15 protein-coding genes are annotated in these 19971 nt (G+C 40.9%); 6 read left to right on the top strand and 9 right to left on the bottom strand.

All coding sequences use genetic code 11. The features are described 5' to 3' along the window. Nucleotides 1-333, bottom strand: coding sequence for a DUF485 domain-containing protein (locus IAE19_RS00795; protein ID WP_200459050.1), 333 nt, complete (start codon nt 331-333; stop codon nt 1-3). Nucleotides 334-515: 182 nt separating this feature from the next. Here IAE19_RS00795 and IAE19_RS00790 point away from each other — a divergent pair, with 182 nt between their 5' ends. Continuing rightward, complete coding sequence (locus IAE19_RS00790; protein WP_200459049.1) at nt 516-4013, top strand: PAS domain-containing hybrid sensor histidine kinase/response regulator; 3498 nt, start codon at nt 516-518, stop codon at nt 4011-4013. 396 nt (nt 4014-4409) lie between these two features. Continuing rightward, the gene (locus IAE19_RS00785; protein ID WP_200459048.1) at nt 4410-5177 is read left to right on the top strand and encodes a hypothetical protein; all 768 of its coding nucleotides are present in this window, start codon (nt 4410-4412) and stop codon (nt 5175-5177) included. A 93-nt stretch (nt 5178-5270) separates the two neighbouring features. On the opposite strand, the gene IAE19_RS00780 is transcribed toward IAE19_RS00785, so the two are convergent. From IAE19_RS00780 to IAE19_RS00770, 3 genes are all read right to left on the bottom strand, one after another. Beyond that, the gene (locus IAE19_RS00780) at nt 5271-5627 is read right to left on the bottom strand and encodes a hypothetical protein (RefSeq protein WP_200459047.1); all 357 of its coding nucleotides are present in this window, start codon (nt 5625-5627) and stop codon (nt 5271-5273) included. A 77-nt stretch (nt 5628-5704) separates the two neighbouring features. Next, nucleotides 5705-7021, bottom strand: coding sequence for an ammonium transporter (locus tag IAE19_RS00775; RefSeq protein ID WP_200459046.1), 1317 nt, complete (start codon nt 7019-7021; stop codon nt 5705-5707). Between the two features lie 278 nt (nt 7022-7299). After that, a complete protein-coding gene (locus IAE19_RS00770; RefSeq protein WP_200459045.1) occupies nt 7300-7950 on the bottom strand; it encodes a response regulator in 651 nt (216 codons plus the stop codon). A 369-nt stretch (nt 7951-8319) separates the two neighbouring features. On the opposite strand from IAE19_RS00770, the gene msuE reads away from it, so the two are divergent. Then, entirely contained in the window at nt 8320-9063 is a 744-nt protein-coding gene (msuE, locus tag IAE19_RS00765; RefSeq protein ID WP_200459044.1) for an FMN reductase, read from the top strand. A 31-nt stretch (nt 9064-9094) separates the two neighbouring features. Continuing rightward, complete coding sequence (gene sfnG, locus IAE19_RS00760; protein WP_200459043.1) at nt 9095-10204, top strand: dimethylsulfone monooxygenase SfnG; 1110 nt, start codon at nt 9095-9097, stop codon at nt 10202-10204. Between the two features lie 146 nt (nt 10205-10350). Here sfnG and IAE19_RS00755 read toward each other — a convergent pair whose 3' ends face one another. The 3 genes from IAE19_RS00755 to acs form a co-directional block, all read right to left on the bottom strand. Next, nucleotides 10351-12591: a TonB-dependent siderophore receptor gene (locus IAE19_RS00755; protein ID WP_200459042.1), complete on the bottom strand. Its 2241-nt coding sequence runs from the start codon at nt 12589-12591 to the stop codon at nt 10351-10353. Between the two features lie 111 nt (nt 12592-12702). Further along, nucleotides 12703-13881, bottom strand: a complete 1179-nt coding sequence (locus tag IAE19_RS00750; RefSeq protein WP_200459041.1) for an acyl-CoA dehydrogenase family protein — start codon at nt 13879-13881, stop codon at nt 12703-12705. A 138-nt stretch (nt 13882-14019) separates the two neighbouring features. Continuing rightward, complete coding sequence (gene acs, locus IAE19_RS00745) at nt 14020-15963, bottom strand: acetate--CoA ligase (RefSeq protein ID WP_200459040.1); 1944 nt, start codon at nt 15961-15963, stop codon at nt 14020-14022. Between the two features lie 305 nt (nt 15964-16268). Between acs and IAE19_RS00740 the strand changes: the two genes are divergently transcribed. Together IAE19_RS00740 and IAE19_RS00735 are read left to right on the top strand one after the other, a co-directional pair. Continuing rightward, nucleotides 16269-16853, top strand: coding sequence for a DUF805 domain-containing protein (locus IAE19_RS00740; protein ID WP_200459039.1), 585 nt, complete (start codon nt 16269-16271; stop codon nt 16851-16853). Nucleotides 16854-16938: 85 nt separating this feature from the next. Continuing rightward, the gene (locus IAE19_RS00735; RefSeq protein ID WP_200459038.1) at nt 16939-17934 is read left to right on the top strand and encodes a mechanosensitive ion channel family protein; all 996 of its coding nucleotides are present in this window, start codon (nt 16939-16941) and stop codon (nt 17932-17934) included. On the opposite strand, the gene IAE19_RS00730 is transcribed toward IAE19_RS00735, so the two are convergent. Both IAE19_RS00730 and IAE19_RS00725 read right to left on the bottom strand, forming a co-directional pair. Further along, entirely contained in the window at nt 17911-18618 is a 708-nt protein-coding gene (locus tag IAE19_RS00730) for a 16S rRNA (uracil(1498)-N(3))-methyltransferase (RefSeq protein WP_200459037.1), read from the bottom strand. The two genes, IAE19_RS00735 and IAE19_RS00730, sit on opposite strands and share 24 nt — an antisense overlap. After that, nucleotides 18615-19916 (bottom strand): 3-deoxy-D-manno-octulosonic acid transferase, encoded by a 1302-nt coding sequence (locus IAE19_RS00725; protein ID WP_200459036.1) that lies wholly within the window; start codon nt 19914-19916, stop codon nt 18615-18617. Before IAE19_RS00725 ends, IAE19_RS00730 begins: the two co-directional genes overlap by 4 nt. Nucleotides 19917-19971: the final 55 nt, after the last annotated feature.

The following is a 19971-nucleotide window of genomic DNA, read 5'->3' as shown; positions in this document are numbered from 1 at the left end:
TTAGTGTAATCCTTTCTCGTGAGCAATGGCCTCAACTTCTTTTAACGCATCTTCATTTAGTTGATCGAGCGTATTATTGGCAATATAGGAATACACGGCGCATAACACAAAAGATAATACGATAATGCCTAAACCTAAAGGAATTCCCCAAGTTGTCACACCACCGCTAAATGAACTCATTAAAAATTCTTTGTTGTATCCAACGAGTAGCATGAATCCGACATAAACAAACAACATAATTCCTGTGAGTGTCCAACTTAATGTCGCTTTCTTGCTAACCATTTTTTTAAATTTTGGATTTTGTAGAATTCGCTCTACCTGAACGTCATCCATAAACTACTCCTTTTACAGCGGCCATCGATGGGCGCTTTTTAATCCTTTTTCTTTACGCTACTAAATTAACAAGCTTGTATAAGGTTCGTAACTTAGACTTTGGTCGCTAAATTTCATACAAAATGAGAAGCTTTAGTTTAGCTTAAGGTATGATAGGCCAAGCGTTGAACAGTTTAGGTGCTATGAACAGCTGGCTTATTATTGGGGTATTGGCCCTTTATATTTTAGTCTTATTCCTCTGTGCTTTTTTTGGTGAAAAGCATGCCAGTCGTCTGAGTACACGCGGGCGAATGCTGTTGTTCAGCCTAACTTTAGGGGTTTATTGTTCATCTTGGACTTTTTATGGAGCGACAGGTGCTGCTGTTCGGGAAGGTATTATTTTCCTGCCGATTTACTTAGGCCCATTATTATTTATCTGGTTTGGGTATGACATCTGGCGACGTTTGGGTCGAGTACGCCGCCATCATGCGATTTCCTCTATTGCCGATTTTATTGCAGCACGCTATGGCAAAAGTGGCACTTTAGCATCACTGGTTACTATTCTTGCAGTGATCGCAATCATCCCCTATCTCGCCCTACAGTTACGTGCTATTGCACTGAGCGCTTCAGTAGTACTAGATCAAGGACCGCACTTAAATACGACCACCAATAGTGTCCTGTTGATGACAGGAGTACTGGCGATACTGGCCATGATGTTCGGTACACGCCAAATCGCTAATACGGAACAACATGGCGGTTTAATGCTGGCTGTTGCGTTTGAATCTTTTGTTAAACTCTCTGCACTGATTTGTGTTGCGCTGTTTTTTATTTTTGAAACCCCAACCAACGTCCTCCAAATCAGCCATGATATTGCCAAAACTTTCCACGAAGTTCAGTTATTTGGTGTCCCTGAAACTTTCTGGATACAAACTTTGCTCGCAGGTTTGGCAATCATCTGCCTGCCTCGTCAGTTTCATGTGGCTGTAGTGGAGTTGCGGGATGAAAAACATATTCGTGGCGCACGACGCTGGTTTGCCGCGTATTTGATTTTAACCACTTTAGCAATTATTCCAATCGCCAGTTGGGCCCTACATGCGGCTCCACAATTTTTGACTATTCCTGATGTAGCCGTGTTGTCTTTACCGCTTAGCTATAATCAGGAATGGCTCACATTATTGGCTTTTCTGGGTGGTTTTTCCGCTTCTACTGGTATGTTGCTGGTGTCTTCTGTCGCACTGTCGATTATGCTGAGTAATGACTTAATCATGCCAGCCTTATGGCGCTTTAACCTGATTTCGCGCCACGATACTCGCTTACCACAAATGTTAAAATTTACCCGTCGCATTTGCATTCTAGCAGTCATGCTTCTGGGTTTTTTATTCTTTCATTTTTTCAATGACATTGACCAACTTTCAGTTTTCGGTTTACTGGCCTTTAGTGCCGTGGCCCAGTTTGCACCTGCCCTGATTGGAGGATTGTACTGGCGTGGGGGCAGTCGTCAAGGCGTTTATGCGGGACTGGTTGTTGGCTTTTTAATGTGGATGTACACACTATTACTGCCTACAATTTTAAGAAGCCTGCCTGATCAATATCAGGATTTTTCCTATCATTTTTTGACTTCAGGCCCTTTGGGGATCAGCTGGTTACGTCCAGAAGCACTCTTGGGTTTTGAATCTTTTGCTCCATTGACGCATGGTGTAATTTGGGCGCTTGGTCTAAATATTATTTTATATGTCTGGATTTCACGTATTTATCGTCCGAGCGTTGCAGAACAAATTCAGGCCGAAAGTTTCTTTTATTATGAAACCAAACCCCTGCCTGCTCACCAGACTTCGACAGATATGAATTATCTGCATCACGATGCAGCACGACTCCGAGTAGGTGATTTGATTACACTGGCCAAGCGCATTACTGGGGATCGACCAACACAACAAGCCTTTGAACAATTTAGCAATCAAAACAACGTTTTATTAAACGAACATAGTTTTGCCAATGGTATGTGGTGGCGTTTTACAGAACAATACTTGGCTGGAACCATCGGTGCAGCTTCTGCACGAACCTTGCTGACCACTGCCATGGTCAACAATGGTCTGGCTTTGGGACAAGTTGCTAATATTCTGGATCAAGCTTCTCAATGGCAACGTTTTAATCAAAACCTGCTCATGACCATGATTGATCATATGACACAAGGCGTGAGTGTCGTCGATGAAAATATGTGCCTGGTGGCATGGAATAATCAGTATCTGAAACTATTTGATTATCCCAAAGATCTGGTCTATGTCGGCTGTCCGATTGCCGATCTAATTCGTTACAATGCTGAACGCGGCGAATGCGGCCCCGGTTCAGTTGAAGAACACGTCCGCAAGCGTATTCATTGGATGCAGGTCGGTAGCGCTCATGAATTTGAACGTATTCGTAAAGACGGTCGTGTGATTCAGATGCGTGGTAATCCCATCGAGGGTGGAGGTTTTGTTACGACTTTTGCTGATATTACGGCGTTCCGTGAAAATGAAGCCATGCTGGAAGCACGAGTGATGGATCGAACTCAGCAGTTGGCAGATGCATTAACCGAACAGCAATTGGCACGGGAACAAGCAGACAAAGCCAATATGTCTAAAAGTCGATTCATTGCTGCAGCCAGTCATGATTTATTACAACCCATGCATGCGGCTCGACTGTTTAGTACCGTACTTGAACAAAGTGTGCATAGCGAACAGGAACGCCAAACCCTACAACAACTTGATCGCGCACTCTATGGGGCTGAAAGTATGTTGTCTGCCCTGCTCGACATTGCCCGTTTGGAAGGTGGTTCATTACAACCGAAACGACAAGCTTATCCATTGCATGATTTGCTGAGTGACCTTTCATTGCAGTTTAAATCGATTGCTGCGCAACGTAATATTCAGCTTAAAGTGCATGATGCACAATTCTGGATTGATACTGATCCTCAATGGATACGTCGTATTATTCAAAACTTTGTCAGTAATGCATTGCGCTATACTGCATCTGGTCGTGTAGTGGTGGGGGTGTTACGCTGTGCAAAAAAACCGCAGCACATACGCATAGGCGTATGGGATACAGGCCCAGGAATTTCAGAAGAACAGCGCATTAAGCTTTTTCAGGAGTTTGAACGTTGTGGACACACTTCACCTTGGGGTGAGCAAGGGCTGGGTTTAGGCTTAGCGATCGTGCAACGAATGACCAGTCTGCTGGACTATCCTGTGGAAGTGTATTCTGAGCTAGGCAAAGGCTCATGTTTTATGATTGAAGTTCCGACTGTTCCTGCTCCACAAAAGACAGTAATTACCACACAACAGAATATCGCAATGGTGGCGACAGGCTATCGGGTATTGTGTCTGGATAATGATGAAACCATTTTGGAAGGTATGGCGGCTTTATTATCCAAATGGGGCTATGATGTATTCAAAGCAACCGAACCTGAACAGGCCCTGAAAATGATCCAAACTGAGGATATTCAAGTTTGGCTGATTGATCAGCATTTAAATCAGGATCAACTTGGGCTCGATTTCATTTTGGCCCATCGCCCTGCTGCAATTCCTGTGGCATTAATCACCGCAGATTCAGATCCTGAATTACCTCAGCGTTTAAAAGAAATGAATATCGTATTGTTGAAAAAACCACTGAAACCTGCTGGATTACGTGCTTGGTTATCAGGTCTAAAAATCCATTCATCTTCTTAAGCGAAGGTGAAATAGATACATTTTTCAGTTTAAGTTTACATTTAAATATGAAACTTGGCGTTTTATTTTGACTAGTAGGCGAAAGTGCTCAGAAAGAGCACTTTTTGCTATGACTTGATTGACGAAAGTTTTCAATTTTTAATTCACTATGGCAAAGACTCACCAAATTGTAAGAAATTTTTTGCACAGTTAGTTACAATTAAATAATTAATTGTTTTTTATAATAAATTAAAGATATAAGTACAATATAGAACTTTAGTCTAATACACCTTGCTTTCTGAATACCTCATAAAAAGAACAGTAAAAGTCGATTTCTTGATGGAGCAAGACCGTCACTATTTTGGCTGACCCAAACACAATGGAAATTGACAGAATTATTTTTAAAGGATAACGATCATGAACATTTCAGAGGCTGTTCCTCACGGTCAACATAAATCACTTCAGTTTTATCGTGAATATAGTGCCAATGCCATCCTCCCTGACATTGACTGGCAAAATTTATTTAACCATAGCAAATTGAATCCAACTCATGTACAAGCCTTAGACACCATTTATCGTAGTGCTATACCCCTGGCATTAAATGTCTTTAATGAGCTTCATTTTGATGTATTTGCACCCGCTGCCTATCATCCACATGGTTTAGGTTTATTTGACAAGTTGGCCCAACAGGAAAATAAGCTGCTTGAGATACTTGAGACTGAAACAGCCACTCTTGATCATGCCACACGTCATCAAATTTGGAGCATGCTTCTGCGGGGTGGAGCCGTTTTGGTATTTAAGGCATGGTTAGGTCGTGTAAAAAATAATGCGGATGTACTCGATACCACCCAATTTGATGAACTCTCTGACTTACTGTTCATTAAAACTCCACCACAGCAGTTAGCACAACGTTTAGATGTAGAAGCGAGTGCTGACCTAGATCACATCTTTTTAATGTACGGTGATGATATTTTTCTTGACCGTTTTAATAGTTTGGAAACAGCCGCGCTATTTGTTGATTTGAGCGTTTATGATGCGGCATTTTTGAGTTTGCGTGATGATCGTGTTGCCGATTACTTAAAACAAAAAGGCTATGTGACTCAGGAGCAAATTGACGATTTACAATGCGCACTTAATCCTTTGTACTGTGACGGTGTTACTCTGAAACAAGATTGTCTTGCATAAGTGTAAAGATCTAAACCAGTTCTCAACGGCTGGTTTAGATCATATTATATATCTGCACGTGTGTTTTCATCGTTATACTCGTACAGACCTATCTTAACGTAATGCACCAATATAATGATGTGGTACTTCCTCTTGTTGCAGTTCGGCCTGTAATTCCGCACTACTACTTCTCAACCCAGAAGTCTTAGTTTCGTTATTCAGACTATTTGTTAAAGCTTGTGTAGCAGCACCATTTAAAATCTTGTTTAATTTTTCTGCCAGATTTTTTAGTTCACGATCATCAACCGATGCAGCCAGATGCATAATTTCATGTGCATAGGCATCATTTTGTGCCATATAAACGGCATCAACCACTCTCCCTGTTTCACGGCGTAAACGCACATAAAGCTGTGTTGCTAAGGTAAATAATTCATTATTGACTAATGGATCATCTGTATAAATGGTTTTCATGTCCAAACTCCTGATTGATTTAAACAACAATGCCTGTGGTTTTTTTCACAGGACATTTGTATGGCTCGCATTCTCTTTTAAGGAATGTGTTCTCCATGTTGAGCCAGATCCAATCCAAGTTGTTCTTGTTCTTCATTCACTCTGAGACCAACAATTTTGTCGAGAATGAATAAAATTACAAATGAAATAAATGCACTATAAATAAAGGTGACTACGGCACCAATCGTTTGAGTCATGACACTCGCTTCAGCACCTGATAAGGTTTTTTGAGCAAATACACCGGTTAGAATTGCCCCAACGATCCCACCCACGCCATGAATTCCAAATACATCTAGTGAGTCATCTGCTTTGAGCAATCGCTTCAAGCCCGTTGCACCCCAATAACAGCAAACTCCAGCCAATAAACCAATCATCAATGCACCGCTCACTCCGACAAAACCAGAAGCGGGCGTAATAGCAACCAAACCTGCGACTGCTCCTGAACAAGCGCCTAATAAAGTTACTTTTTGTCGAGCTAAATATTCAACCAGACACCATGTTAATGCCCCTGCGGCTGTTGCAATCTGAGTAACCAGCATCGCCATACCTGCACGACCATCGGCGGCACCTGCTGAACCGGCATTAAAACCAAACCAGCCAATCCACAGCAAGGATGCTCCAATAAAGGTATACATCAGATTATTTGGAATAAACGGCTCACGACCATAACCACGACGCTTACCTAACATATAGGCACAAACCAATCCCGCGGCCCCCGCATTAATATGCACGACGGTACCACCTGCAAAGTCCAGCGCACCTAATTGAGCCAGCCAGCCACCCGGCTCCCAAACCCAATGTGCGACAGGAACGTATACCAATAAAATCCAGAACACCATAAACAGTAACATGGCTGAAAAACGCATCCGTTCAGCAAATGCCCCTGTAATTAAAGCAGGGGTAATAATGGCAAAGGTCAGCTGAAACATGACCCAGACACTCTCTGGAATACTAGGAGCAATATGACTTACAGAAAGCTTTTGTTGTAATACATTAAAATCAACGCCATTTAACATGACGCGATCGAGTCCACCAATAAACGGTGAGTTAGGTGTAAAAGCCAGACTATAACCAATTACCACCCATAAAATAGTAGAAATGCACACGATGATTAAACTTTGCAAGGAAGTCGCCAATACGTTCTTTTTACGTACCATTCCTGCATAAAATAAGGCAATTCCTGGAATGGTCATCAACAATACTAGCGCAGTTGAGGTGAGCATCCATGCTGTATTTCCTGCGCTAATTGTACTCATGTCGGTCATATATGGTGCAGTTTCTGCCCAAACTCGCTGGGTGGATACAATCATCCCCAGTATTGCAATCATTGCATATTTCAATTGATTATTCTTCACACGCATCCCCCCAGGCCTCTCGTGCCCGCCCCTTTTGTAATTACTATTTAAATGATGACTAAGATGGATTTAGCAAAAAACGCGCCAACGACTTCTTTTTATTTTCTTTTTTAATTGAATTACTTAATTTAATATTAATAAGTGTGATGCATTTATCATTATTGTAAGCACATGACTGGGGCCAAGAGATGACTAAACGATCATCTCTGTATTTTCCAAGCACAAAAAAGGATCTCGCTGGAGATCCTAATTATGAAAATAAATATCTTTTGTCTATTTTATTTTCGCTTTTCTTCAATATTTAATGCATTAATCGCAAGAACTGCTTGTGTACGGTTTTGTACACCTAACTTTCTGAAAATTGCGGTAACATGGGCTTTAATGGTCGCTTCTGAAACATCCAATTCATACGCGATTTGTTTATTTAACAAGCCTTCAGCCACCATCATTAAGACACGAAACTGTTGCGGTGTCAGCGATTGAATACGTTCAGCCAGTTCAGTTTCGTCGGCAGCCCGTGGATCAAAACTTACATTATTCGGCAAATTTGGCGGTAACCAAATTTCACCTTCTAGTACCTGACGAATCGCTTCACCAATATGACTTGGATGCGCAGATTTTGGAATGTAACCCATCGCGCCGTGTGCAATGGCTCGTTGAATGATAGATGCTTCTTCATGCGCAGAAACAACAATAATCGGAATGGAAGGATACTGCGCCCGCACATGTACCAAAGCTGAAAAGCCAGATGCTCCTGGCAGGTTTAAATCCAGTAACACTAAATCAGGTTCAGCGCCACTTTCCAAACGCTCATAAAATTCATTGACGGCAGCAGTCTCATGAATCTGTGCTTGCGGAAAACTATATCGTACAGCTTGAATGAGAGCATGACGAAATAGCGGATGATCATCAACGATTAATATATTCATAAGCGAAATGAGAAATCTTTGGCACGGTCAGTTTATTCTAACCACACTCTGGCTATTAAGGATATGCCATATTACCCAATTTTTCGCCTAAATGTCGTATTGGCACGTAATTTTGGTCAATTTTTTCCAATTTTAAGTTCAGGAAAAAGTTCAGCAGTTTTTTATATAATCCTGTTTTAAAATTAGATAAATATATGATTTTATATTATATTCATAATATTCAAATAGTTAAATTTAAAAAAATAAAATCTATAATCACATTGTCGATATATCTTTAAAAAAGATAAGTTTTGGTAATTTCCTTATTTTACCTAGACCGCTCAATAGGAATTAATAAAGACAGTTTTATTGAGGTTATCGAGTTTATTCATGTCTAGTTCAAATGGTTCATTAAATCCTTTAAATATTGTTGCAGTTTCTGGTGGTTTAAATACTCCCTCTAAAACAGAAGCACTGGTTCAAGAAATTTTAAATGAACTGGGTGAAGCAACCCCAATCAATATACATTTTATTAAATTTAGTGAAATTGGACATTTGTTAGGGGGAGCAATTTATCGCAATCAATTACCACAACGTGTTCAGGATGATTTGGCCAAAGTTGAAGCGGCAGATGCGCTCATAGTCGGAACACCCGTTTATCGTGCTTCATTTACAGGGTTATTTAAACATTTTTTTGATTTTGTTGAACAAACTGCTTTGGTAGATGTACCTGTGCTTTTAGCAGCATCAGGTGGTAGTGATCGTCATGCGCTCGTATTAGAGCATCAGTTGCGTCCATTGTTCAGCTTTTTTCAGGCACAAACGTTACCAATCGGTGTATATGCCACAGATCGCGACTTCACACCTGAATATACCATTAAGAGTGAATTATTACGCGATCGCATCACCCTAGCAGTCGCCCGTGCCTTACCTATTCTGGAATGGGCACCTGCCAAAGGTCAGCGCGCGGAAGTGATTAAATCCAAAACAGAACAGGCCAATCAGAATTTAGGTATTAACAAACAAATTGAACAAGATGAAGTTCTGCCTTCTGCGGCGGTTCCAAATCTGGATGCAGCCGAATCACGCTTGCACCATAAAATTAATAAAAGTTTAAAAACCAACGTCGCTTAAGACGAATAAAACACATTTAGAGGGTTTGACGATGACACAATTTTCCTCTCAGCCGATTCAGTTTGCCTACTGGGTTCCCAATGTTAGTGGTGGACTTGTGGTGAGTAATATTGAACAGCGTACGGACTGGAGCTACGACTATAACGTACGTTTGGCGCAGGCCGCCGAAGCCAATGGCTTCGATTATGCGCTAACTCAGATCCGCTTTACAGCAGGTTATGGCGCAGAAAATCAACATGAGTCGGTGAGTTTTAGTCATGCCCTTTTAGCCAAAACTGAAAAGCTCAAAGTAATTGCCGCGATTTTACCTGGACCGTGGAAACCTGTACTCGCGGCTAAGCAGTTGGCGACTATTGATTATCTTACCCAGGGACGTATTGCCATTAATGTTGTTAGTGGTTGGTTTAGAGGCGAGTTTGATGCGATTGGAGAGGAATGGCCTGAACATGACGAACGTTATGCCCGTTCTGAAGAGTTTATTCGTAGCATTAAGGGCATCTGGACTACAGATCAATTTAACTTTGAGGGGAAATACTATCAATTTAAAGATTATACTTTAAAGCCTAAACCTCTACAAAAGCCGCATATTGAAATATTTCAGGGGGGTAGTTCACGTGCAGCACGAGATATGGCTTCACGGGTTTCTGATTGGTATTTCACCAATGGTAATACCGTAGAGGAAATTCAAAAGCAGATTGATGATATTCGAACCAAAGCCAAAGTGAATCATCATCAGGTTAAAATTGGAGTCAATGCGTTTATCATCGCCCGTGATACTGAAGAAGAAGCCAAAGCTGTGTTACAGGAAATTATTGATCAGGCCAACATCGAAGCCGTTAATGCTTTTGATGATGCAACCCGTCAGGCAGGCGCAGCCAGTCCTGAAGGTGAAGGCAACTGGGCAAAATCAACTTTTGAAGATTTGGTGCAATATAACGATGGCTTTAAAACTAATTTAATCGGAACTCCCCAACAAATTGCTGAGCGCATCGTGGCTCTAAAAAATGTAGGTGTTGATTTGATTCTTTCAGGTTTTCTGCATTTCATTGAAGAAGTAGAATATTTTGGGGAAAAAGTTTTGCCTTTAGTTCGCGAGCTAGAACAGCAACAATCCTTACAATCCTCTGCTAAATCTGCTTAATCAACACTAAATTAATAATATAAAAACAAGAAAGACGCCGTAATATAAAAAAGATTGGCCCCAAGACTCGGCTTGGGGCTTTTTATTTTGACTCGCTTAATTCATTGAGTTGAAAGTAGGCTAAATCTAATTAATTTTATTTTAACTTAGAATTTTGCTCTTAGCGTTAAAGTGACGTTGCGTGGCTCTCCCCAATAAACACCGTTATAAAATCCAATTTCCTGATAATACTTTTCATCAAATAAATTATTAAATTGTAAGTTGGCACTTAAGTTTTTACTAAAATCATAACCGATATTGGCACTGGCTAAAAAATAGGCGTCTTGACGAATAAAGCCATCGGTATTACTAGGTGCGCCCCCCCATTTACGTTTCACTTCGCTTTGCCAATTTACACCGAATCCCACATTGAGTTTTTCTGCACCATCCCACCATGTTTCAGGTAATCTCAGATTAGTATACACTTTAACCAGATTTTGCGGCACGTTGGTTAAAGCACTCACTTGTGGAGAGCTCAGACTATTCACATATGTATAACCCGCACTAATATTCCAGCCTTTGGTAATTTGGCCAATAGCTTCTAGTTCAAAGCCTTCAACCTTATATCCATCAGCTGATGCCATCATTGGATCGGCACCATCATCTGTTTTAATTCCTTGATTAATCGCCTCCAGATCACGAACTGCTACATTCTCTTTTTCGGAGCGGAATATGGCAGCAGTCGCCAATAATTGTTCATTCAGCAAACTAGTCTTAACCCCAATTTCATAGGCTTTTCCTGTTTCTGGATCAAGAAATCTATTGTTCCGATCTTTGTTGGTACTTGGACTAAAAATATCGGTATAACTCGCGTAGGCTGTCACTAAAGGCGTAATGTCATAAGTAAGTCCGACATAGGGGGTAAAAGCATCTGCTTTTACATCACTTTTGGTTCCATTCGTTGCTTTATATTCACTATATCGTCCACCCACAATCAGTTTAAGGGGATCAGTAATGCTTAAACGCACCGTACTGTAAACACCATAATTCTGTTGTTTCGCATCTTTACTTGCAGGTGTTACGGTATAATTTGGCTTAGCTGTGGCATTACCATTCCAGCTTTGCCAGTTATTAATCAAACATGATCCAGCAATATTATTAGGGATTGTTTCATTCTTTCCTGTACAGGTCACTTGGTCACCGATATTGCCATAAAGAGCACCTGTTGGAATATCATCGGAACGCTGATAACCATTTGCTCCCAGAATTAATTCATGTTCTCGATTAAATAGTTTAAACGGTCCTGTAGCATATAATTCTAAATTTGTTTTTTTGGATTCTTGTGTCGGATAAACTGCTGACCACAGCCCTATGCCTGTACCATCAGGTTTTGGGAAACCATTTCCACCATAAGACATCAACCAGAAATTTTTTGAATAAGAATAAGAAGCTGCGGCTTTAACCAGCCAGTCATTTGCAAATTTATAACTTAAGTCGGCAAACGCAGTACGATCATTCTGACTAATCGTATTCCAGCGATTCGCCAAACTAAAATTGCGTGGTAAGTTGGCTAAACTGCCATCTGCATTCCAATAAGGCACAGTACCCCAAGTGGAACCTTTAGGTTGATTATCCTGATACTGAAACCCAATGCTTCCTGTTAGTTGATCTGAAAAATCAGCCTCTACCATCGCCATTGCTGCTGTGGACTCTAATGAATAATAATCCATATAGGAGTCACCCTGCTCATGCATCGCCATAACACGACTGCGTACACGTCCATCTTGTGTCAGTGGTACAGAAACATCCGCTTCATTACGAATCGTATCCCAACGGCTAAATGAGGTAGAAGCATATCCTGATAATTCTTTGCTAGGACGCTTACGGATCATATTGATGGTAGCTGAAGGATTCCCAGTAGAACCCGTTAATCCTGTTGCACCTTTTACAACCTCAATTCGATCAAAAAAGAAGCTATCTGTGCGTGGGCTATTATCACCAATGGGCATCCCATCAATTTGACGATTGGTAATTGAATAACCACGGCTATAGTATGCAGACCGTTCACTATCAAGCTTTGTTACCGTGACCCCTGGCGTCGCCATTAAAACATCATCAATAATATTTAAATTTCTTTGTTCAATCTGCTCACGTGTAATCACACTGACAGACTGAGGCGTTTCCTGAATACTCAAAGTTAATTTAGCAGATCCTTTCGAAGTTTTGGCTTTATAACTTCCAGTGCCCTCAGTTTTATCCCCTTGTTCATCTGCATGTAAAACGATGGAAGGAAGTACAGCAGTTTCTTGATCTGAAGATTCTTCTTTTGCAACCGCTATAGGGGAAATACTTGAAAGAAGAAGTGAAAATATAGCAAGTGATAAAGGGGTTTGAACGAAGAAAGGCATTTTAAGTCCATTGAATATTAATATTAACAATAATAATTATCATTCAATACAAACATAAAAACAACAATCCCTCCATATTTCCACTAATTTACTATGTAACTCCTCAGAAAATTAAGAATAAAAACTTGGTTCAGGTACTTTCCCAGTTAACACCCACTCCCCGACTTCCTGATATTTATAATCGATCGGGTCGTGTAAAGTCTGAGTACGTACATTTCGCCAAAACCGATCCAAATTTAGTTGAGCAGTCGTGGCACGTGCACCCATTACCTGAAAAATGTTTTGGCTAATGAAAAGACTTGTTTGGGTTGCTGCTATTTTTGCTGTGGCTATTGCAATGGATACTTCGCCACGTTGTTGGGCAGTCAATTGTTCACCCTGCTGCCATGCTTGTTGTAAGTGCTTAATTGCTTTTTCCGACAACAACCGAACACTTTCAAGCTGAACATAAAATTCGGCAAAATGTTTTTGAATGTACGGATCCTGTATAGCGGTCTCAACTGGTGCTTTAAACCATGCTTTTTGATGCTGAACTGCTTGTCTCGCCGTTTCAAAAGCGCCCTCTGCCACTCCCAAAAATAAATGCACAAATATCAACTGGGCGATCAATGGTCTTAAACTGGCAAAAGGCGTACTTAATGGCCCTGGATGAAGTAATAATTCATCTTTTAAAATTTTAACCTGTTCAAAATGGGTCGTACCACTATCGGTTTGGCGTTGTCCCATATTATTCCAGTCACCTCGAAAATGGAGACCTTCGCGTTGACTTGGAATTACACCAATTAATAATTTATCGTTCAAATAACCTGAACAAAGTAAAATATCTGAATCCATAGACCCCGAACAAAAGCTTTTATCTCCATGAAAGAGGTATTCGTCTTCACTTAATTGTTCAACTTGAACGCGCTGATCTAATGGATTTAGCGCATTCCCCCAAAATAATTGTTGTTGCGTTGTTTGCTCAAACCATTGGGCATATTGGTCAGGTTTGGAAAATAATTGCACCGTAGCAATAAGTAAATGATGAAATCCGTAAACATGTGCCAGTGAACTATCAGCCTGTGCAATAATTTGAATAGTCTTAAAAATCGTCGCCCAGTCTGCCTCGACTCCTCCATATTGTTTAGGAATAGACAAACTCAATAGCCCGCTGGCACGAAGTTGATCGCGCTCTGTTTTAGGGTTGCCCCCCTGTTTATCACGAACTGCTGCCGTTTTTGAAAATTCTGACGCCAATAGCTGAGCAATTTCAACTGGATCAGTATTAAGTGAGAAATCAGCGGCATTCATGTTTTTCATCCTTGCTTTATTTTTTAAATCAAATAGGTAGCCTAACAAAATTAAGCTCGATGCTTTATCACAATCTTTAAAATACTCAGCATTAAAATAAAAATACCGCCTTGTCGACGGTATTTTCATCGGTTAATTTTAACGATCTGGATAGACCGTTGCAATCAAATGTTCAACCACTGCGGGTTCGGCCAAGGTCGACGTATCACCCAAACTATCGAGTTCATTTGCTGCGATCTTACGTAAAATACGACGCATAATTTTCCCTGAACGGGTTTTAGGCAAAGCTGGTGCCCAGTGTAAAGCATCAGGGGTTGCAATCGGTCCCAACTGTTTGCGGACCCATTGTACTAATTCTGCTCGCAATTCTTCAGACTCAGATACGCCTGCCTGTAAGGTCACAAAGGTACAAATACCTTGCCCCTTAATTTCATGTGGCATTCCCACAACGGCGGCTTCAGCAACATGTTCATGGGCCACTAACGCACTTTCAATTTCAGCAGTTCCCAAACGATGTCCAGATACATTTAGCACATCATCGACACGCCCAGTAATCCAGTAATAACCATCTTTATCACGGCGCGCACCGTCACCAGTAAAGTAGCGACCCGGAAATGTAGAAAAATAAGCGTCAATGAAGCGCTGAGGATCTCCCCAAATAGTTCGCATCTGACCCGGCCATGAATCCTTGATCACCAAATTACCCTCAGCTTCACCTTCAAGTTCATTGCCCTCACCATCTACCAGTGCAGGCTGTACCCCAAAATAAGGCCACGTCGCTGAACCTGGTTTTAATGCCGTCGCTCCGGGTAATGGAGCAATCAAAATACCACCTGTTTCGGTTTGCCACCATGTGTCTACTACAGGGCAACGAGCTTCTCCCACTACATTGTAGTACCATGACCAAGCTTCAGGATTAATCGGTTCTCCAACAGTACCTAAAAGACGTAAACTGCTGCGATCGCTTTCACGTACATAGGCATCACCTTCACGCATCATGGAACGAATAGCTGTTGGAGCCGTATATAAAATAGTGACATTATGTTTATCGACAATATGTCCAATCCGAGCCCATGTTGGGTATTGTGGAACGCCCTCAAACATTAGCGTAGTGGTGCCATTGGATAATGGTCCGTAAATCAAATAACTATGTCCAGTAATCCAGCCAACATCCGCAGTACACCAATAAATATCGTCCTGTTTTAAATCAAAGACCTCTCTAAACGTCGAATTCACATAGACCAGATAGCCACCTGTGGTATGCAACACTCCTTTCGGCTTTCCGGTTGAACCAGACGTGTAAAGTATAAAAAGAGGATCCTCAGCTTTCATTGGTTCAGGTGGACAGATCTCATTGACCTCAGTAATCACCTCGTGATACCAAAGATCTCGTCCTTTTTCGAAATGAATTGGATTACCTGTACGATGTACCACGATGACATGCTCTACACTGCTGGTTCCATCAAGTTTCAGCGCTTCATCGACACTTTCCTTGAGTGGTAGCTGTTTGCCACCACGCATTCCTGCATCAGCGGTAATGACCAGTTTTGCCTGACTATCTTCAATACGACTGGCCAGTGAATCGGGAGAAAATCCCCCAAAAACCACACAATGTACCGCGCCAATTCTGGCACAGGCTAACATCGCAATTGCAGCCTCGGAGACCATTGGCATGTACAACACCACACGATCGCCCTTAGTTACACCGTATTTTTTTAAGACATTGGCAAATCGGCAAACTTCGTCGTATAACTCTTTAAATGAAATAATTTTATGGCGTGATGGGTGGTCACCTTCCCAAATAATCGCAGGTTTGTGTGGGTGTTCTTTCAGGTGTCGATCCAAACAGTTAGCACAAACATTTAATTCACCATCGGCGAACCATTCGATCTTAAAGTTTTTTGCCTCATAATTGGTATTTTTAACCTGAGTAAAGGGTTTCATCCAGTCCAGTCGTTTCGCTTCCGCTGCCCAGAACTCCTCAGGTTGTTCAATCGATTTCTGATAACGCTCAAAATAATCCGCTTCAAGCGTCCGCGCTGTTTTTTTGAATTCTTCGGGTACTGGATAGATTTCATTCATGCTGTTCCCTTCCTTGATATTTGATATCTCATCTCGAGACTTTGTCACTGGTCATTTACTTATTGATTTTTCTTTACCTTTAAGCAGTATGAACACAGCTTAAAAGTGCACACAATAATGCTTTGGTCTTAGTCCAACATAGCCTAAATTTTTATTTCAGACATTATCTTTTCTAACAAAATTATTGATTTTTTGTGTACTTAGCTATACTTTTTTTAATGAAGATTTCAAAATACCGCCTCATCAATTTTTAAAAACTGTAACATTTCATCCTGATATAAACATTCAAAATAAATGAGGAAAATATGACACAGCCAACTCCTAATTCTCCTTTCTTCTCAAGAAATAGTATTGAAGTAAAAGATAATCCACTTTCCCCCAATGGCCGTTTTAATCGCCTCAGTTATTTAGGCTGGTACGGTTTTTTAAATATCGTGACTGTCATTGCTTACCTAGCTTTGGGCGTATTTGTTGGAGTGTTTAGCCTTAATACGTTTTCCATTAATGATCGGGTCATGGATCTATTTAGTGGTGCAATGGGGGCCGGTGTGGTGATCTTATGGGTAGTCGTAGCGTATTTTCATATTGTTTTTTTAGTGCGCCGTTTACATGACGCTAATCGCAGTGGCTGGTTATGTTTATTATTACTGATACCAATCGTACAATTCCTGTTTATGCTTTATGTGATTTTTGCTCCGGGTAGCAAAGGCTTTAATGATTATGGCGCACCTCGTAGCTCGGCAGTTTGGGAAAAAATACTTGCTTGGCTTATGATTATTGTGATGATTTTAAGTCTATTTTCTATTGCTAGCCTGATTTCATTTATGTCCAGTACTGGCGAATTGCAAAGCCCTACACAGATCGTACAAAAAGGCACAAGCTATTTCTAAACTTAGCTGGAACGCAGTTGAGGCTTATAAGTGATCGTAATACACTAGCGCCTTGTTTTTGAATGCTGATATTTTGGAACTCAATGTGGCAGAAGATAATAAACTGAGTGATGTTGCAACTGATACAGCTCAACTGATTCAGCAGGCGGGTGAAAAAACCACAAAATCAGTAATTCAACATACTGAAAAATACCATGACGCCTATACCGCAATAGATAAAATCGTTGATGGTTTTTGGGAGCGTGTACCTTATTTATGTATTGCACTTGCGGTATTTTTATTTTTTTGGTTACTCACTAAACTATTTAAATTTTTCATTGCTAAAACCCTGACCAATCGTAGTTATACTCGACAAAATCTAGTATTGGTACTCAATCGAGTCGGCAGTGTTCTGATCTTGTTTTTTGGTTTTCTGATTGCATTGGTCATTGCCATTCCTGGTTTTACCCCAAGTCAGTTAGTCAGTGCATTGGGAATTGGCTCGGTGGCAATTGGTTTTGCTTTTAAGGATATTTTCCAAAATTTACTATCGGGTGTCCTGATTTTATTAGGTGAACCTTTTCGTATTGGCGATGACATTATTGTCAATAATATGGAAGGAACCGTTGAAGATATTCAAATTCGTGCAACCTTTCTACGTTCGCCCGATGGCCGTCGTTTAGTGATTCCCAATGCTACCGTTTATACCAGTGCGATTACCGTCAATACTGCTTATCAGCGCCGTCGTTGCGAATTTGTGGTGGGCATTGGTTATGAAGATGATGAACAAAAAGCCAAAGATATTATTATGAATATTCTAAATAATAATCGTAATGTTTTGAGTCAACCTGCTTTTAGTGTCAATGTTACAGCACTGGCCGACTTTTCAGTGAATTTAACTGTGCGCTGGTGGATTGATACCACTGAAACCAATATTGCTGCGTCGGTCAGTGAAGTTCAGGCTGAAGTAAAACAGGCCTTTAATGCTCAAGGTATTAATATTCCTTATCCAATTCAAGAGCTGAAAGTTCACCAAAACACTCCCCCCGATCTCGTAAGTACCCCTTCTACTCCAGATTCAAGCAAACAAGCGCCCCAATAAATAGGACACTGCTGTTTCAGTCCTTAAAATACGGTTGCCCAGATGATAAACCTGACAACCGTTATTTTTCATTAAATCCACCTCATAGGGAATAAATCCCCCTTCTGGCCCAATAATGATAGTGCAAGCATGATCAATTGTCTGGGGCATGGCAATTTCCGCATAAGGATGTGCCAGATAGGCAGGCCTATCTATCTGTATCATTTGCGGCAAAATATCTTCTACAAACGGCTTAAAGCGTTGGTATAATTGAATTTCTGGTGCATGGACATCACCCGCTTGTTCCAGTCCTAACGTCACATAATGATCCAGTTGTTGTAAAAAAGGCGTCTGCCAATAACTTTTATCCACACGATAACTGTGGATAAGTATCAACTTGTCCACACCCAATGTCACACTATCCATGACTAAACGGCGTAAAACTTTGGGTCTGGGCAAAGCAACCACCAAAGTCACTGGTAATTTAGCGGGAATCGTTTCTTCCTGAACAGGCTGAACCCAGATTTTTTCTGCATCAATTTTTTTAATTTCTGCCAAATAGCGCGCCTGATTACGAATTCCAATTTTGAGTTGATCGCCAATATTGAGTTTTAAATGTTGAATAATATGTTGATATTGTCTGGGCTGCTGAATAATCCAGAATGCATCCTGACCATCTTCAGGTTGCAATAACACAATATTCATTCATTTGCCGTCCGCTGATCTAAATACTGGTCAATCACAGCAATATGACGTTGCAATGAACCCTGATTATGCGCTAACACTTGTTGCGCATGAGTTGTCATATTCTTTGCAGCATCTTGGTCATATAAATAATGTCGAAGTGCAAGTACTGCACTTGATGCATCCGGCGCAATGTTAATCGCTTGTTCCGCTACACACTCATCAACAATGTTTTGAAAATTAAAATACTGCGGACCAATTACCGTTGGAACATGAAGCGCCATCGGCTCTAGAATATTGTGTCCGCCGCCCGGTTCATTGAGCGAACCGCCAACAAAACAAACCTGACTTAATGCATACCAAAGCCATAATTCTCCCATACTATCTGCCAGATAAACTTGAGTATCGAGCTGAACTTGTTGGCCTAAACTACGCCGCTGGGTATTTAAATTTAATTTTTGACATAAATGAAACACTTCATCAAAACGCTCAGGATGACGCGGAACAAGAATGCACAATAAAGCAGGATTATTTTGTAAATCCTCTAACAGTGTCTCAAGTAATAATTGTTCTTCTGGAGCATGGGTACTCGCCAACGTAATAATTTGACGTTCGGCTAATTGCCATTGTTGTTTAAGCTGTGCGGCTTGTTCCAAAAAATGCGGCGGCGCTGAAATATCAAACTTGATATTTCCAACTACTTCTGTTTTTTGTGCAGCCACGCCCAGCTCAATATAACGCTGTTGAGTGGACACATCCTGAGCCAGTAAACGATCCATTTTACTCAGCATAGCACGGGTTAAACCTGCAACCTTAGCATAGCCTTTAGCTGACTTTTCCGAAAGTCTGGCATTAAGTAACATGACAGCGATCTGTTGCTGCCGAGCTTGATCAATCAAATTTGGCCATAACTCTGTTTCAACCAACGCTAAAAAACGTGGCTGATAGTTTGAAAAAAACTGCTGGAGTAAATTAATTTGATCGACAGGTAAATACACTGCCTGAAATAAGTCGAGATAAGGCGGTTTGAGAAATAATGATTTGGCGCGCGCTTGCCCTGTTTTGGTGGTATTTGTCACCAGAACTGGATAACCCATCTTAAGATAATGTTCAATAAGAGGTTGCGCTGCATTGGTTTCCCCCACTGAAACCGCGTGGAACCATAAGGCATAACGATTTTTAACAGGCTGAAATGGCCCAAAACGCTCCAGACATTCCTGTTGATAGAGTGCCTCTGTTTCAGCGCGCTGTTTAATCTTCCAGCGATAAAACGGCTTGATACACGCCAATAAAAAGTTATACCAAAATGGAGTCGCCAAATATTTTGATCTCAATTAATTTTACAGGGCTGAATATAACAGAGCGGCATACTTT

Source organism: Acinetobacter sp. S40 (assembly GCF_016624705.1).
Classification (GTDB): Bacteria; Pseudomonadota; Gammaproteobacteria; order Pseudomonadales; family Moraxellaceae; genus Acinetobacter.
The sequence above is the reverse complement of the archived record's forward strand: the minus strand, read 5'-3'. Positions and strand labels throughout refer to the sequence as shown.

What these genes read in the sequence shown, in the direction of transcription:
- IAE19_RS00795 (WP_200459050.1), bottom strand. Translation starts at nt 333, where the DNA reads ATGGATGACGTTCAGGTAGAGCGAATTCTACAAAATCCAAAATTTAAA.
- IAE19_RS00790 (WP_200459049.1), top strand. Translation starts at nt 516, where the DNA reads ATGAACAGCTGGCTTATTATTGGGGTATTGGCCCTTTATATTTTAGTC.
- IAE19_RS00785 (WP_200459048.1), top strand. Translation starts at nt 4,410, where the DNA reads ATGAACATTTCAGAGGCTGTTCCTCACGGTCAACATAAATCACTTCAG.
- IAE19_RS00780 (WP_200459047.1), bottom strand. Translation starts at nt 5,627, where the DNA reads ATGAAAACCATTTATACAGATGATCCATTAGTCAATAATGAATTATTT.
- IAE19_RS00770 (WP_200459045.1), bottom strand. Translation starts at nt 7,950, where the DNA reads ATGAATATATTAATCGTTGATGATCATCCGCTATTTCGTCATGCTCTC.
- msuE (WP_200459044.1), top strand. Translation starts at nt 8,320, where the DNA reads ATGTCTAGTTCAAATGGTTCATTAAATCCTTTAAATATTGTTGCAGTT.
- sfnG (WP_200459043.1), top strand. Translation starts at nt 9,095, where the DNA reads ATGACACAATTTTCCTCTCAGCCGATTCAGTTTGCCTACTGGGTTCCC.
- IAE19_RS00755 (WP_200459042.1), bottom strand. Translation starts at nt 12,591, where the DNA reads ATGCCTTTCTTCGTTCAAACCCCTTTATCACTTGCTATATTTTCACTT.
- IAE19_RS00750 (WP_200459041.1), bottom strand. Translation starts at nt 13,881, where the DNA reads ATGAATGCCGCTGATTTCTCACTTAATACTGATCCAGTTGAAATTGCT.
- acs (WP_200459040.1), bottom strand. Translation starts at nt 15,963, where the DNA reads ATGAATGAAATCTATCCAGTACCCGAAGAATTCAAAAAAACAGCGCGG.
- IAE19_RS00740 (WP_200459039.1), top strand. Translation starts at nt 16,269, where the DNA reads ATGACACAGCCAACTCCTAATTCTCCTTTCTTCTCAAGAAATAGTATT.
- IAE19_RS00730 (WP_200459037.1), bottom strand. Translation starts at nt 18,618, where the DNA reads ATGAATATTGTGTTATTGCAACCTGAAGATGGTCAGGATGCATTCTGG.